Annotated in this window: 17 protein-coding genes; 11 read left to right on the forward strand and 6 right to left on the reverse strand. The window is 68.5% G+C overall.

What is annotated here, in order from left to right; genetic code table 11:
• Positions 1–7: 7 nt before the first annotated feature.
• From sctD to sctW, 6 genes are read right to left on the reverse strand one after another with little or no spacing between them, the layout of a single operon-like run.
• The gene (gene sctD / locus ACN6O8_RS18495; protein WP_427992454.1) at positions 8–1,342 is read right to left on the reverse strand and encodes a type III secretion system inner membrane ring subunit SctD; all 1,335 of its coding nucleotides are present in this window, start codon (positions 1,340–1,342) and stop codon (positions 8–10) included.
• 25 nt (positions 1,343–1,367) lie between these two features.
• A complete protein-coding gene (gene sctV / locus ACN6O8_RS18500; RefSeq protein ID WP_427992455.1) occupies positions 1,368–3,461 on the reverse strand; it encodes a type III secretion system export apparatus subunit SctV in 2,094 nt (697 codons plus the stop codon).
• 8 nt (positions 3,462–3,469) lie between these two features.
• Positions 3,470–3,829 carry a hypothetical protein gene (locus ACN6O8_RS18505; RefSeq protein ID WP_427992456.1) on the reverse strand — a complete coding sequence of 120 codons (360 nt, stop codon included), beginning with the start codon at positions 3,827–3,829 and terminating at the stop codon, positions 3,470–3,472.
• Between the two features lie 8 nt (positions 3,830–3,837).
• A complete protein-coding gene (locus ACN6O8_RS18510; RefSeq protein WP_427992457.1) occupies positions 3,838–4,245 on the reverse strand; it encodes a hypothetical protein in 408 nt (135 codons plus the stop codon).
• Positions 4,246–4,270: 25 nt separating this feature from the next.
• Positions 4,271–4,651 carry a type III secretion chaperone SycN gene (gene sycN, locus ACN6O8_RS18515; protein WP_427992458.1) on the reverse strand — a complete coding sequence of 127 codons (381 nt, stop codon included), beginning with the start codon at positions 4,649–4,651 and terminating at the stop codon, positions 4,271–4,273.
• Complete coding sequence (sctW, locus tag ACN6O8_RS18520; protein WP_427992459.1) at positions 4,648–5,748, reverse strand: type III secretion system gatekeeper subunit SctW; 1,101 nt, start codon at positions 5,746–5,748, stop codon at positions 4,648–4,650. The genes sycN and sctW overlap by 4 nt, the downstream gene beginning before the upstream one ends.
• Positions 5,749–5,974: 226 nt before the next feature.
• Here sctW and ACN6O8_RS18525 point away from each other — a divergent pair, with 226 nt between their 5' ends.
• The 11 genes from ACN6O8_RS18525 to sctJ all read left to right on the forward strand — a co-directional run bounded on the left by ACN6O8_RS18525 (position 5,975) and on the right by sctJ (position 13,447).
• Complete coding sequence (locus tag ACN6O8_RS18525) at positions 5,975–6,700, forward strand: hypothetical protein (protein WP_427992460.1); 726 nt, start codon at positions 5,975–5,977, stop codon at positions 6,698–6,700.
• 18 nt (positions 6,701–6,718) lie between these two features.
• Positions 6,719–7,525 (forward strand): hypothetical protein, encoded by an 807-nt coding sequence (locus ACN6O8_RS18530; RefSeq protein WP_427992461.1) that lies wholly within the window; start codon positions 6,719–6,721, stop codon positions 7,523–7,525.
• A gap of 83 nt (positions 7,526–7,608) precedes the next feature.
• On the forward strand, positions 7,609–8,205 hold the full coding sequence (locus ACN6O8_RS18535; RefSeq protein WP_427992462.1) for a hypothetical protein: 597 nt from the start codon (positions 7,609–7,611) through the stop codon (positions 8,203–8,205).
• Between the two features lie 41 nt (positions 8,206–8,246).
• Positions 8,247–8,558, forward strand: coding sequence for a hypothetical protein (locus tag ACN6O8_RS18540; RefSeq protein WP_427992463.1), 312 nt, complete (start codon positions 8,247–8,249; stop codon positions 8,556–8,558).
• Between the two features lie 22 nt (positions 8,559–8,580).
• Entirely contained in the window at positions 8,581–9,084 is a 504-nt protein-coding gene (locus ACN6O8_RS18545; RefSeq protein WP_427992464.1) for a SycD/LcrH family type III secretion system chaperone, read from the forward strand.
• 1 nt (position 9,085) lies between these two features.
• Positions 9,086–9,907 (forward strand): type III secretion system translocon subunit SctB, encoded by an 822-nt coding sequence (gene sctB / locus ACN6O8_RS18550; protein ID WP_427992465.1) that lies wholly within the window; start codon positions 9,086–9,088, stop codon positions 9,905–9,907.
• Between the two features lie 22 nt (positions 9,908–9,929).
• Positions 9,930–11,210 (forward strand): type III secretion system translocon subunit SctE, encoded by a 1,281-nt coding sequence (sctE, locus tag ACN6O8_RS18555; RefSeq protein ID WP_427992466.1) that lies wholly within the window; start codon positions 9,930–9,932, stop codon positions 11,208–11,210.
• Positions 11,211–11,236: 26 nt separating this feature from the next.
• A complete protein-coding gene (locus ACN6O8_RS18560) occupies positions 11,237–11,716 on the forward strand; it encodes a SycD/LcrH family type III secretion system chaperone (protein ID WP_427992467.1) in 480 nt (159 codons plus the stop codon).
• A gap of 69 nt (positions 11,717–11,785) precedes the next feature.
• On the forward strand, positions 11,786–12,178 hold the full coding sequence (locus ACN6O8_RS18565; protein WP_427992468.1) for a hypothetical protein: 393 nt from the start codon (positions 11,786–11,788) through the stop codon (positions 12,176–12,178).
• 7 nt (positions 12,179–12,185) lie between these two features.
• A complete protein-coding gene (gene sctI / locus ACN6O8_RS18570) occupies positions 12,186–12,602 on the forward strand; it encodes a type III secretion system inner rod subunit SctI (protein WP_427992469.1) in 417 nt (138 codons plus the stop codon).
• Complete coding sequence (gene sctJ / locus ACN6O8_RS18575; RefSeq protein WP_427992470.1) at positions 12,602–13,447, forward strand: type III secretion system inner membrane ring lipoprotein SctJ; 846 nt, start codon at positions 12,602–12,604, stop codon at positions 13,445–13,447. Before sctI ends, sctJ begins: the two co-directional genes overlap by 1 nt.

Consider the following 13,447-nt stretch of genomic DNA (forward strand, 5'->3'; position numbering starts at 1 on the left):
TGGGGAATCAGCGCGTCACGATGGCGGTGCGCGGGCCTTCGAAAATGATGCGGGTGTTTTCCACGGCGGTCAGGCGGTACTTGCGGTAGACGCCGCCCACCAGCAGCTTACTGCCGTCTTCGAGCACCACAAAGGGTTGCGGTCCGCCAACGACGCTGCGGATCACGAAGGGCACGCTGTCGGCGGTGGGGGCGGCGCTGGCGGCGGCCAGTCTGGCCACGTCCAGGTGGTTCTTGTTGAAGTCGTCCAGCACGTCGCGCAGGCGCGCCTGCTGCTCGTCGTCCAGCGCGCCGGCGGCCAGTTCCAGATGGTCGGGCTTCCAGGTCAGGGTGATGCCGGACAGGCCCGCGTCCACCAGTTGGCTCGACAGCGTATCGCTGAGCTGCTGGGTCAGCGCGATGTCGTTGCCCAGCACTGTCATGCCCGGCAATTGCGCCCGCAGCGCATCCAGCGCCGAGGCCCGCTCGCGCGCGCTGCTGGCGATGCCGGCCACCACCAGGCGGCCATCGCCTTCATAGCGCGGTTCGTAGCGCACGTTGAAGGCGCGCAGCGCGCCGCGGGCGGTGCGCACCACTTCCTCTTCGTTGCTGATGCGCATGGCCGGCATCGGCCAGATCTGCGACAACGCCGCCGCGACCGCGTCCTGTTCGGCGGCATTGCGCACCCAGCCCGACACCGTCACCATGCCGTCGCGCGCCATCGACACATGCAGGCGCGAGGCCAGGCCCAGGCGTTCGAACACGGCGGAGATCTGGCCGACGGATTTCTCGGCCGCGGTCAGGCGCGGATCGACCCGCGGCGCGCGGCTGGCGGTCGAGGACGGCATCAGCGCCAGGAAGATGGCGACGCAGACGGTCAGCACGACCGCGCCCAGGCCCAACAGCACCGGCCACGAGTCGCGCTTGCGGCGCCGCCCGGGCGCCGGCGGCAGGGGCAGGCGCTGTTCCAGCTGGCGGTCTTCTTCGCCCGCGTCGGTGGCCTGCGCCGGCGGCGGCGCGGCGGCGGGCGCCACCGGCCCGGCCGCGGGGGCGTCCGCGTCGTTGGCGGCATCCGGCGCCTGGGTCCAGGGATCGCCGCGCCGGGCCACCGTGATCCACACCGGGCCCAGCGGCACCGGACGGTTAAACGGCGTGGCAGGCTGTTGGGCGGGCGCGGCGTCGTCCAGCGCCAGGTCCCAGCCGCCCGCGCTGATGCGCACGCGCGCGGCGCGCGATCCCATGCCGTCGTCGGCCAGCACGATGTCGCAGGCAGGGTCGGCGCCCAGCATCGAGCCGTCCTCGACCGGGCAGCGGGCGTCGCGGTGCAGGCCGGACAGCACGCGCAGTTCCAGCGCTTCGCTCATGAGGCCTCTCCGGTTGCGGGCGGGTTCACAGGTCCACCCTGGCCAGCGGCTGCACGTTGATCTCCTGCGTCAGTTCCTGGTAGGACAGCACTGGCAGTTCGTAGAGATCCTGCTCGATCATCTTGCGCAGGTAGCGGCGGATGTCCATCGAGGTCAGCAGCACGGGTTTTTGCGCCGCCGCCGCCAGATCGCCGGTGGCGCGCTTGATGTTGTCCACCAGTTTCCGCGAGGCATTGGGGTCGAGCGCCAGGTAGCTGCCGGCCGAGGTCTGGCGGATGGCGCCGCGCACGGTCTCCTCGACATTGGGCGCCAGCAGGTAGGCCGGCAGGATGTTCTGGCCGCTGGAATACTTGTAGCTGATGTGGCGCTTGAGCGAGACCCGCACGTATTCGGTCAGCAGCACCGAGTCCTTTTCCTTCTGGCCCCACTCGATCAGCGCTTCCAGCACCGCGCGCAGATTGCGGACCGAGATGTCTTCGGACACCAGCCGCTGCAGGATCTCGGCGATTTTCTGCACCGGCATCACGCGCAGCGCTTCCTTGACCAGATCGGGGAAGCGGTCTTCCATTGCCGTCAACAGGAAGCGGGTTTCCTGGATGCCGATGAAATCCGAAGAGTACTTTTTCAGCACGAAGGCCAGGTGCCAGGTCAGCACCTGGTGCGGATCCAGGAACGGAATGCCGGCGGCCGACAGGGTTGGCGCCAGGCTGGCGTCGACCCATAGCGTCGGGATGTTGGGCAGGAAGCGCTTGTCGGTTTCGTAGGGCACCTGCAACGCCTGCAGGTTCTGCTCGGTGTCGCGCACCAGCACCGAACCCGGGCGCAACTTGCCCTGCGATACCGGCACTTCGGACAGCAGGATGTTGTAGGTGTCCGCCGGCAACGCGTCGTTGAAGCGCAGCTGGATGCCGGGGAACGGCACGCCCAGGTCGAAGTAGAGCGCGCGGCGGATCTTCAGCAGTTCCTCGTTGAGCTCGTCGGCGTCGAAGCTGCGTTGCAGCGCGGCGGCCACGTCGATCATCAGCGGCAGGGTGGGCGCGAACTCGGCGCTGCCGTCGGCGCGCGGCTTGGCCTGCGGCTTCTGGCCGTCGGCCGCCAGCGCCGGGATCTCGGTGATCTCGCCGGTCTTCTCGTCCACCACCTTGCGCGTGCCGCGCAGCAGCACGAAGCCGATGGTGCCGACCACCGCGGCCAGCGCCAGGAAGGTCAGTGTCGGCATGCCGGGGATCAGGCCCATGCCGATGGCGATGGCCGCCGCGATCAGCAGCGCGCGCGGCTGCGCCAGCACCTGGGCGCCGATGTCCTTGCCGACGTTGGAAGGGCCGTCGCCGGTCTGCACGCGGGTCACGATGATGCCGGCGCAGATGGCGATGAAGAGCGCCGGGATCTGCGCGATCAGGCCGTCGCCGATGGTCAGGATCGAATACACCTGCACCGCCTCGCCGGCGGACAGGCCGCGCTGCATGGTGCCGATGAGGATGCCGCCGAGCAGGTTGACCGCGACGATGATGAGGCCGGCGATGGCGTCGCCCTTGACGAACTTCATCGCGCCGTCCATGGCGCCGTAGAGCTGGCTTTCCTTTTCGACCACCGAGCGGCGCTTGCGGGCCTCGTCCATGTCGATGGTGCCGGCGCGCAGGTCGGCGTCGATCGACATCTGCTTGCCGGGCATGGCGTCCAGCGAGAAGCGCGCCGCCACCTCGGCCACGCGCTCGGCGCCCTTGGTGATGACCACGAACTGCACGATGGTGAGGATCAGGAACACCACCAGGCCGACGATCAGGTTGCCGCCCACCACGAAGTTGCCGAAGGTCTCGATGATGTGACCGGCATCGCCCTGCAGCAGGATCAGGCGGGTGGTGGCGATCGAGATGCCCAGGCGGAACAGCGTGGTGACCAGCAGCACCGACGGGAACGATGAGAACGCCAGCGGCGACGGCAGGTACATGGCGACCATCAGCAGGATGGCCGACAGCGTCATGTTGGCGCCGATCAGCACGTCCACCAGCGTCGTCGGCAGCGGCAGGATCATCATGAAGATGATCGAGACGATCAGCACCGCCAGGACGATATCGTTGCGGCTGGTGGCGACGGCGACCACGCGGTTCAGGGCTTGCATGGGACGGCTCAAGTCGTTTCTGCTTCAATGGGCGCGGCCGCCGGGACGGGCCGCAGGGCAACGTAGGCGCGCATGGCCGCGGCGGCCTCGTCGCGCCGCTCCAGTGCCAGCAAGGCCTGCGAGCGGATCAGGTGGAAGGGCGCATCCACGCCGCCCTGCATGGCCAACCCGTCCAGCGTCGAGAGGGCCGCGTCCGCCTTGCCGGCGCGGAGCTGGGCCAGCGCCAGGGTGGCGAGTTGGCGCCCGTCGGCCAGCCCCAGCGTGCGCAGCGCCTGCAACAGCACGGCGGTCTTTTCGGGCCGGTTGTTTTCCAGGTAGACGTAGGCCAGCAGGCTGAGCAATTCGCGGGCGTCGGGCGGCAGGGGCATGGGCGTGTTCATCCCTGATACAGGGCGCTGCGGTACATGGTGACCAGGTCGCGCAGGCCCGCTTCGTCCTTGAGCAGGCGCACCGCGCGGTTGAGCGCGCGCGCCTCGTCGGGGTTGCTGTCCTGGCGTTGTTCGGCCGCGGCGCTCAGACCCGCCAGCGTCGATTGCAGGGCCTGGGCGAACTTGCCGGGCAGCAGCAGGTCGCGGTTGGTCACCGTGGGGCGTAGCTGGTTGTCCAGGTAACGGTCGGTGTTGGGCGTGTCCAGCAGTTGGGCCAACTGCGCCTTGACGCCGCCGGTGGGCGGCGCCAGTTCCTGGCGCTCGGGCAGGTGCTGGCCCGGCGCTTCGCGGCCGGCGTAGGAAATGCCGGCCAGGCCGCGGTCGAAGGCAAAACCACTGATGCGCATATCTGACATGGGATGCAGGTCTCCGTCGCGGGGGTCAATCGGCGCGCGTGTCGTCGAGCCAGCGCGCCAGCCGATCCACAGCCTGGCGCAAGGCGGCCGCGTCGCTGTGGTCGGCCGGCAGCCGCGCCAGCGCCAGCAGGCGGGGGATGCCGTCCTGGTCGCGCAGGGCCGCCTGCACCGGCAGGCCGTCCAGGTGCGCGTGGTGCGCGCGCCGCCAGGCCCGCAGCAGGCGTTGCGCGGCGTCGTAGGGCACCGGATCGGACACGTACACCAGCACCTCCTCGCCGGCCGCCTCGATGGCGACGCGGCGGCCCGAGTCCAGTTGCAGCGCCAGGTTGCCGCGCGGGCCCAGCGCCAACCCTGGCAGGCCGATGGTCTGGCCGAAGGCGCCCAGGGCGTGGTCCAGGCTATTCATTCGTATTCCTCGTCGATGGCCGCATCCAGGGCCAGTTGCGCGGCGCTCAGGGCCGATTGGCGGGCGTCCATGTCGGGGAACATCGGCAGCGGCAGATCCTTGAGCACCGCCCGCACGCCGCCCAGGAAGGTGATGCGGGCCGCCACCGAATCCGCGCCGTGGGACGCCGCCAGGGTGGTGAAGCGCGATTCCGACAGCCATTTCTCGTTGCTGACGTTGACCAGATCCTGCATCAGGCGCTCGGCCGCCAACGGCTTGCCGTGCTCACGCGCCATTTTCTCGCCCAGTTCGCCGCAGCCGTCGAGCACCGTGACCGCCACGCCCAATTGGTACAGGTCCTGCATCAGGGCTTGCAGCCGGTCCGGGCTGGTGGACGGGCGCGCCGCGGCCAGGTCCTGGCCGAGGGCCTGGATCAGTTGTTGCAGGCCGCGCGTGACGTCCTTGCCGCCGAAGCGTTCCAACGCCAGCGACAGGGTCTTGGCCAGGTTGTTCTCGCCCAGCACCACGTCCTGGTAGGTACGCTGGAAGTCGGCCACGCCGCGGGCGTCGCCGGCATAGCCGGCCGCCGCGCCGACAGTGTTCAGGCTGGCGCGGATCCGCGAACCGCTTTCCAGTTCCAGGTCGGCCAGCGCCTCGCGCAGGCCGTCGAGCACGTCGTCCGGGGCGCCTTCGCGTTCGCCCTGGCGCAGCGCGTATTGCAGGCCGAGGTATTGGCGGGCCGGGTCGGCGAAGGCCTGGGCCGCGGCCTGGCGCGGGTCGGCGCGGCCGCTCAGCAGGTGGCGCGCCAGTTCGATCAGCTTTTCCTGGGCGTCGGCGTCGTGCGACTCGGCCAGGTAGGCCACGATCGCCTCGGCGCTGAGCAGTTGCAGCGGCGCCTCGCGGCCGATCTTGCGTTCGGCGTGGTGCTTGTCCTCGGTCTTCTCGGCCATGTGCAGGCTGAGTTCCTCGGCGGAATCGGCTAGCGAGAACTCGCCGTCGACGGTCATGGCGGCCTGGCCCAGCATCGTGCCGACCTGCTGCTGGCCGTGCTGGATGTCGGCGTGCGAGGTCGTGGACGAGAAGGCGGAGGCGGGCAGGCCGGCGTCGATACGGTTCATGAGGGCGCGGGAAACGGCGGCCGGAGGCCGCGCACAGTCAGGGGTAGTAACGGATCGGGCGGGAAAGTTCCATCTTCTTTGAATGGAACCAAGGCCCGGCGGCGGTTACGTACACGGGCAGGCCGCGGCTGGGCCGGGGCCCGGATCCGCCGCACCGAATTTCAGGGTTAACCCGTGCTGTCCGATTGCCGCGTCGTGGCGCGGACGGTCGATCAAGGAGAAAGGAATGTCTACGGTTTCCGGAGTGGGAGTGGGAAGCGTGGCGGGCATGGACCTGTCCAGCATGGATCTGGAGACCGCGCTGATGGCGGTGCAGACCCAGCGCTCGCAGATGCTGGAGGATGCCCTGCGACAGCAGTTGGATTCAGTCAATGGCCGCAATGCGCAGATGGCCGGCCTGAACGAGGCGATGAACGCGAAGAACGCGGAAAGCCTCAAGCTGGAATCGTCCAACGTGGCGTTGCAGGGGCAGATCGAGCAGCTCAAGGATCTGCAGGGCCGCCTGTCGGCGAGCAAGTGCCCCAATCCGGAAGGCTGGTACGGGCTGTCCTGGGGGCAGGGCGACGACAAGGCGCTTTCGCACGCCACGCTCGACCAGATCAAGGCGGCCGGGCTGACGATCCCGACCGGCGACGATGCGCCGCGCGACGTCGACCGCAACGGCACCATGGATGCCAAGGGACGGGTGGTGCAGGGTTTCGTCGATCAACTGGGCGCCAAGATCTCGGCGCTCCAGGCGCAGATCGCCAGCAATGGCAAGAGCATCGACGCCAACAAGCAGGCGGTCAACGAGATCAAGAGTTCGCTCGACAATCTGAGCAATACCCAGCAGATGGAAATGCTGCGGCTGCAAGGGCTGACCGGCAAGCGCAATGAAGCCTTCGACGTCATGACCAACTTCATCAAGAAGATGCAGGAAAGCCGGTCGTCCATCATCGGCAATATGCGCTGACGACATAAACGGGGGCGGATGATGGCCGGAACAATCAACGGTAGCCAGCCCAGCCTGGGAGGGGTGGGCCTGGATAGCTCCAGCGGCGTGCGCGGCGCCGACCTGGTGGGCGCCGACCAGGAAACCGCCATGCTCAGCGTGCAGGGCGAGCGCGGGCGCCTGCTCGACAAGCAGGTGCAGACGCAGATCGAGGAACTGCGCGCGCTCAACCGGCGTCTGGAGCTGCTCAACGTCGTGCAGGCCGGCCTGAAGGCGGTGCAGGCGCAGTTCAATGCCGGCGCCAAGTACGACAAGGAATGGGACGACGCCCACGGCGGCTGGAGCTACCGCCTGGCTGACCGCATCAACCGGGCTGCGGCCGAGGCGGGCATTAACCTGGGTTTCGCCTCCGATAGCAATACCTGGCGGTTGTTCGGTCACATGGGCGACATGAAGGACTTCGCCCGTGCCTATCTGCCCGCGGACCAGGCCGATCTGCTGGCCCAGTGGCGCGACAAGGGCGAGTTGCGGGGCCACCTGCTGGCCGCCCAACTGGTTGACCGGATGGCCGGCCACGAGGGCTTCATGACGCCCGACTACCCCGGGCAAACCCTTAATCGTTGCCCTGGCGGCATCCGCTACGACTCGGAATACGGTGAACTGCGCAAGGCCGTGACCCGGGTTCAGGGCGCCATCGACGAGGCCTCGAACCTGCAGCAGGACCAGATGCTGCGGTTGCAGGCCCTGATGAACCGCCGCAATGAGTCCGCCGACATGCTGACCAACTACATCAGGAAGATGCAGGACAGCCGGATGGCGATTTCCGAGAAGATTCGTGGAACCTGAAGCCGGGTTCCGTTACTTACGCTGCATAGTCGGCCAATCGCAACATCGAACCCGGGGCGCGTCCTCCGGATCAGGAGTCTCTCATGAGCGTGAACATGAATCCCGCCGGTATCGGCGCCATCAATATGACCGATCTCTCGGGCATGGATATCGAGACCGCCCTGATGATGGTGCAGACCGAGCGTACCAAGCTGCTGGACAGCCAGCTCAAGAGCCAGATCGAGGAAGTGCAGAAGCGCAATGAACTGACCGGGGCCTTGAACGACATGCAGGCCAAGCTCAACGGCATGAAGGGCACCCTGGAATCCAAGGACGCCAAGCCGGGCGACAAGGTCAGCGAAGGCGCCGGCACGCCCACCAACAAGACGCTGGCCACCGAATACGCGACTCAGGCGTTCAAGCTGGGCATGGATCCGGCGCCGGTCTCGGCCACCCCCATCAAGGACGCCGCCGGCAATGTCATCGGCGCCAACGTGACCGGCATGCCGACGCGCGAAGGCCTGGAGAAGGCCATCCCCGATCTCAAGAGCAAGCTCGACGCCGCCAGCAACAGCCAGCAGATGGACATGCTGCGCCTGCAGAGCCTGTCGAACAAGCGCAATGAAGCCTTCGACACCATGACCAACTTCATCAAGAAGATGCAGGACAGCCGTTCGTCGATCATCGGCAATATGCGCTGATCCCGCTTTCTTCCTATCCGCACGCAATCCGGAGAACGGCAATGGCCGATACCCAAGACCAGAACATTCAGGACATCATCCAGCGCGCCGAAGCCGCCGTGCGCGAGGCCCAGCGCTCCATCGAAGCGTCCGACGACAGCCTGCGCCGGCTGGGGCTGGACCCGGACAAGGTGCGCGCCACGCTCCAGGCACAGCCCATGGACGAGCGCCAGCGCCAGGAAGCCGAGGCGCTGTTCCGCCAGGACATGGAGGCGGTCGACCGCGAAGTCGAACAGGAAGCCGCCTACGCGCGCCAGCGCAGCACGCCGCGGGCGCCCGGCGCGCCGGTCAAGCGTCCGCGCACGATGGTCTGAATCTGACGTCCGGGAGCCCGCCATGAATACCGCCGCCCAGGCGCCGATGACCGGCGCGGAGTACGCAGCGCTGCATGATCAGATCGTCGACCAGATGGCCCGCGGCGGCAGCCTGGGCCAGCTCAAAGGCATGACCGCCGACGAGTGCGAGGCGCTCTACGCCCTGGGCTACGGTCTGTATGAAAAGGGCCGCTACGCGGATGCGCTGAAGGTCCTGGCCTATCTGGTGACGCTGGATCACACCGAGCACCGCTACCTGGTCGCCCTGGGCGCCACCGCCCAGGCCATGGGCAAGCATGCCGACGCGTTGCAGCAGTACATGGCCGCGACGCTGCTCGACCCGCTGGAGCCGGCGCCGGTGTTCCATGCGGCCCAATGTCTGCTGGAAATGGGTCAACCCGCCGCCGCCCTGCAATCGTGCGACCTGGCGCTGGCCATGTGCAAACCGGATCGCCATGCGGTGCTGGCCGAGCGCGCCCGCGGCTTGCGCGATCTGCTGGCGGCGCGCGGCGCCAAGGAGAACTGAGATGATCAACGTCAACACCCCCGGCGCCATCAACCCGGCGCTGCTCGATCCGCTGGCCGGCGCGCAGGCCGCGCAGACGGCGACGCCCGGCTATACCTCGCTGGACGCCATGCAGTTCGTCGGCAAGGGCGCCGCCGCCGACAAGCTCGCCTCCCTGGGCCTGCCGCCGCCGGCCCAGGCCGACATTGCCGGCGCGGCCGACGCCCTGAACAAGCTGATGGCCAACGCCGACACCGACATGTACGCCGTGATGGCGTTGTTGCAGAAGATCTCGCAGGAGCAGCGCAACGCGGCGCGCGCCGATCGCGCCGCTTCCCTGGATGCGCAGACGCAGTCCCTGCTGGCCGCGGCCGACAAGATCAAGGAAGCGGCCGAAGAACGCTTCAAGGGGGCGCTGGCGCAGGGCATCAGCCAGATCGTCGGGGGGGTGATGCAGGCCGGCGTCGGCTTGGGCGGCATGGCCGCCATGGGGGCCTCGGCCCGCATGACCACCACCTCCAGCCCGCTGACGGCGCAGCAGACCGTGACGCAGGCCAGACTGGACGGCTTTGCCAATAATTCCGCCGGTATCGGCCAGGGGTTGAGCGGCATGGCCGGCGGCGTCGGCGGCATTGTGCAGGCGGCCTATGACCAGAAGGCGGGCCTGGCCGATGCGGAACGGGCGCGGCTGGAGGCCGGCGCCAAAGTCGCGGAATCGGGCGCGCAACACGCCAACGACGTGATGCAGCAGATGATGGACGTTATCCGCGACATTCGTGACAAGCTCGGCGCGATCGAGCAGAGCCGCAGCGAAACCAACCGCGGCATCGCCCGCAATCTCTGAGTCCGCCAGGGGAGCCAAGATCATGGACATCCGCCCTTCGACCGGCAATGCCGGGTTGACACCCGCCCTGGATCCGTCCGGCGCCGGCGTCGCCATGGGCGCGGCGGCCGAGGCCGCCCTGCGCGCCGTCAGTGGCATGGACCTGGCCGCGCTGGCCTCGCAGTGGGCGTCGAGCGCGGCGCAGGCGCGCAGTGGTGGCGACGGCGTCACCAACGCCAACGGCAAGCCCGCCATCGCGCCGCCCGCGCGGGAGTTCTCGGCCGCCGAAATGGTGGACTTGTTGCGCGCCCTGCAGGGCAAGACCCAGGATGCGCAATTGCGCACCGCCAAGGAAAGCATCGAGAACAATCGCATCGAGCAGGCCAAGAACAACGAAGAGCAGGCGCGCAAGGTCGACGAGTGGATCCAGAAGAGCAAGGAGGCCGAGAAAGGCGGCATCCTGGGCAAGATCTTCGGTTGGATCGGCGCCATCGTCGCCGCGATCGCGGCAGCGCTGATGGTGGTGGCGGCGGTGGCGGCCACGGCCGTCACGGGCGGGGCCGCCGGCCCTGTCATGGTGACGCTGGCGGCCATCGCCGTGGCGGGCGCGGTCAGCCTGCTGGCCAATCAGATATCGGCCGAATGCGGCGGTCCCGAAATCAGCATCAGCAACATGATCACCCAGGCCGTGAGCAAGTTGCTGCAGGCCTTCGGCGTGGAGCCGGAACTGGCCGAGAAGATCGGCAACATCGTCGCCGGCGCCGCCATGCTGATGACCGGCGCCATCCTGATCGAACCCGGCGCGCTGGGCAAGATGGCCGGCGCCATCGCGGTGGTCGCCGGCGCCGACCCGCAGACCGCCGGCTACATCGCGATGGCGGTGGGGTTGGCCGCGACGATCACGGTGGGCATTGTGATGGCGGTGGCTTCGTTCGGCGCGGGCGCCGTGTCGGCCGGGGCCAACGCCGCCGCCAACGTCGGCTCGCAGACCGCGCGCACCGTGGCCGACAGCGTCAAGACCGCCGGCCAGGTGGCGTCGGGCGCGGCCGCGGTGGCCAAGGGCGCGGGCCAGGTCATTACCGGCGCCGAAACCATCAAGTCGGCGCAGGCGCAGGAGGCGGCCGACAAGGTGCTGGCCGACAAGAAGGCGCTTGAGGCCATGCTGGTCAAGTTGCAGGCCGCGATGGAAGAAGACCGCGAGAAGATCAAGAGCGTGATGCAGGCCATGGACGAGTCGATGCAGATGGTCAGCAAGATGATCAATGCGGCGGCCGACAGCATGAGTCAGGTCACCGCCAATATCGGCAAGCGCGCCATGGTCTGACTGGCGTCAATATCGGAGCGAACCAAGTGTCCCTATCCTCATCCGCGACTTCGCGCAGCGCCTTCGGGCAGCAACTGTATGACGGCCTGGCGGCGTTGCCGGGCAGCCGGCGGCTCACGACCGACCAGCTCGAAGTGATCTATGCCATGGCGTACGCGCACGTGGCGCAGGGCCAGTACGGCCAGGCGCTACCGCTGTTCGCCTTCCTGGCGCAGTATGGCCCGACGCGCAAGCATTATCTGGTTGGATTGGCCTTGTGCCTGCAAATGCAGCAACGCTACGAGGAAGCGATCCGGATCCATTCCTTGATCGGCGTGTTGTTCCCGCTGGCGCCGGAGGCGACGCTGCGCGTCGCCGAGTGCCAACTGGCGCTGGAGCAGATCGAGGCGGCGCGTGACTCGCTGCAATGGGTGGTGGCCGCCGCGCAGGACGACGGCGCCTATGCCCAACTGGGAGCGCGCGCGGCAAGCCTGCTGGCGCTGACCGGCAAGGGAGCCTCATCGTGAGATGGGCACGCCATGAGCGATAGGGTGGATGCAGGCGCGGCAACGGCCGTCTCGGATGAGACGGCTTTTGTGCTTGATGCGGACGACGCGCGCATCCTGGCCGAAGTGGGATTCCTGGCCGCCGGCCGCGGCGACGTGGCGCATGCCGACGCCATCTTCCAGGCGCTGCGCGCCGTGCGGCCGGGCCGCGCCTATCCGTGGCTGGGACTGGCGCTGGCGCGCCTGAATGCCGGCAGCGCGGACGAAGCGGTGCGCTTGCTCGAGCAGGGCGAGGCCAGCGCCATGGCCGAACGCGGGCTGCTGGCGGCCTGGCGCGGCCTGGCCCTGCAACTGGCGGGCCGCAAGGCCGAAAGCACGCGCTTGCTGCAAGCCTGCGCACAGGACGGCGAGGGCGGCGAGGGCGTCGCCCTGGCGCGTTCGCTGCTGGGACTGCACAACCAAACGAATGACGACACGCCCTAGGGGAATCATGGAGATCACCGCGCTTTCCGCCGCAATGGCGCCCGTGCTGGAGACGGTCAAGACCACGCCGTCCGAGCTGGCCACGGAACGCTTCGCCCAACTGATGGCCGCGCCCGACGCCAGCGCGCCGGCGCTGTCGGGCGTGCACGCCGCGCTGCAATCGGCCTTCACGCCGGCGGCCGACGCCGCGCCGGCCACGCTCGGCAACCAGATCCTGGCCAGCCTGCGCAGCACCACCAGCGAGTATTCGGAGAAATGGCAGAATATCTCAGGCCGCCTGGATGCCATGTCGTCCGCGCCCGCCATCGCCGACATGCTGCGGCTGCAGGCCGATCTGGTGCAGGTGTCGGTGCAATACGAGCTGGTCGGCAAGGCCGTCTCGCGCACCACGCAGAACATCGATTCGCTCGTCAGGATGTCCTGATGCAAGCCGCTGCAACCCTGTCTGCTTCCGCCGTCTGCGGCCGCGGCCCGGCCCTGGCGTGGTGGCGCCTGCGCTGGCTGGTGCTGGGCCTGGCGCTGCTGCTGGCCGCGTGCGGCTCGCGTGTCGAGCTGTTCTCGGCCGCCAACGAAAGCGAGGCCAACGAAGTGCTGTCGGTGCTGCTGGACGCGGGCATCGCCGCGCAGAAGGCCACTACCAAGACCGGCGTGGCGGTATCGGTCGATGGCCAGCAGGTGGCGCGCGCGCTCGACATCCTGCGCGCCCGTGGCCTGCCGCGCGAACGCTTCGACGGCATGGGGCAGATCTTCCGCAAGGAAGGGCTGGTGTCCTCGCCGCTGGAAGAGCGCGCCCGCTACATCTACGCCTTGTCGCAGGAGCTGACCAATACGCTGTCGCAGATGGACGGGGTGCTGGCCGCGCGGGTGCATGTGGTGCTGCCCGAACGCGGTGGTGTTGGCGAGAACACCACGCCGTCGACCGCCGCCGTCTTCATCAAGCACCAGACCGGCTACAACCTGGACGCCTTGCAGCCGCAGATCCGCAAGCTGGTGACGCACGCGATCCCGGGACTCACGGAAGACCGGGTCTCGATCGCGCTGGTCTCGGCGCAGCCGGCCGCCGCGGCGTCGGCCGCCGGCAACGCCACGCGCCAGGTGCTGGGCATCGAGGTCGACGCGGGCTCGTCGGCGACGCTGATCGCCTGGCTGGCCGTGCTGATCCTGCTGGTGCTGGCCCTGGCCGGCGCGCTGGGCTATCTGCTGTGGCGCCATGGCGTGCCGGGACGCGCCCGTCCCGAGCGCCGCGAGCCCGTGGCCGAGGCGCGTTGA

Source organism: Achromobacter sp. (assembly GCF_050285565.1).
In the GTDB taxonomy this organism is placed as follows: domain Bacteria; phylum Pseudomonadota; class Gammaproteobacteria; order Burkholderiales; family Burkholderiaceae_B; genus Achromobacter.

Bases quoted from the DNA above. Each gene is read 5' to 3' on its own strand.
- sctD (WP_427992454.1), bottom strand. From the start codon at position 1,342: ATGAGCGAAGCGCTGGAACTGCGCGTGCTGTCCGGCCTGCACCGCGAC.
- sctV (WP_427992455.1), bottom strand. From the start codon at position 3,461: ATGCAAGCCCTGAACCGCGTGGTCGCCGTCGCCACCAGCCGCAACGAT.
- ACN6O8_RS18505 (WP_427992456.1), bottom strand. From the start codon at position 3,829: ATGCCCCTGCCGCCCGACGCCCGCGAATTGCTCAGCCTGCTGGCCTAC.
- ACN6O8_RS18510 (WP_427992457.1), bottom strand. From the start codon at position 4,245: ATGTCAGATATGCGCATCAGTGGTTTTGCCTTCGACCGCGGCCTGGCC.
- sycN (WP_427992458.1), bottom strand. From the start codon at position 4,651: ATGAATAGCCTGGACCACGCCCTGGGCGCCTTCGGCCAGACCATCGGC.
- sctW (WP_427992459.1), bottom strand. From the start codon at position 5,748: ATGAACCGTATCGACGCCGGCCTGCCCGCCTCCGCCTTCTCGTCCACG.
- ACN6O8_RS18525 (WP_427992460.1), top strand. From the start codon at position 5,975: ATGTCTACGGTTTCCGGAGTGGGAGTGGGAAGCGTGGCGGGCATGGAC.
- ACN6O8_RS18530 (WP_427992461.1), top strand. From the start codon at position 6,719: ATGATGGCCGGAACAATCAACGGTAGCCAGCCCAGCCTGGGAGGGGTG.
- ACN6O8_RS18535 (WP_427992462.1), top strand. From the start codon at position 7,609: ATGAGCGTGAACATGAATCCCGCCGGTATCGGCGCCATCAATATGACC.
- ACN6O8_RS18540 (WP_427992463.1), top strand. From the start codon at position 8,247: ATGGCCGATACCCAAGACCAGAACATTCAGGACATCATCCAGCGCGCC.
- ACN6O8_RS18545 (WP_427992464.1), top strand. From the start codon at position 8,581: ATGAATACCGCCGCCCAGGCGCCGATGACCGGCGCGGAGTACGCAGCG.
- sctB (WP_427992465.1), top strand. From the start codon at position 9,086: ATGATCAACGTCAACACCCCCGGCGCCATCAACCCGGCGCTGCTCGAT.
- sctE (WP_427992466.1), top strand. From the start codon at position 9,930: ATGGACATCCGCCCTTCGACCGGCAATGCCGGGTTGACACCCGCCCTG.
- sctI (WP_427992469.1), top strand. From the start codon at position 12,186: ATGGAGATCACCGCGCTTTCCGCCGCAATGGCGCCCGTGCTGGAGACG.
- sctJ (WP_427992470.1), top strand. From the start codon at position 12,602: ATGCAAGCCGCTGCAACCCTGTCTGCTTCCGCCGTCTGCGGCCGCGGC.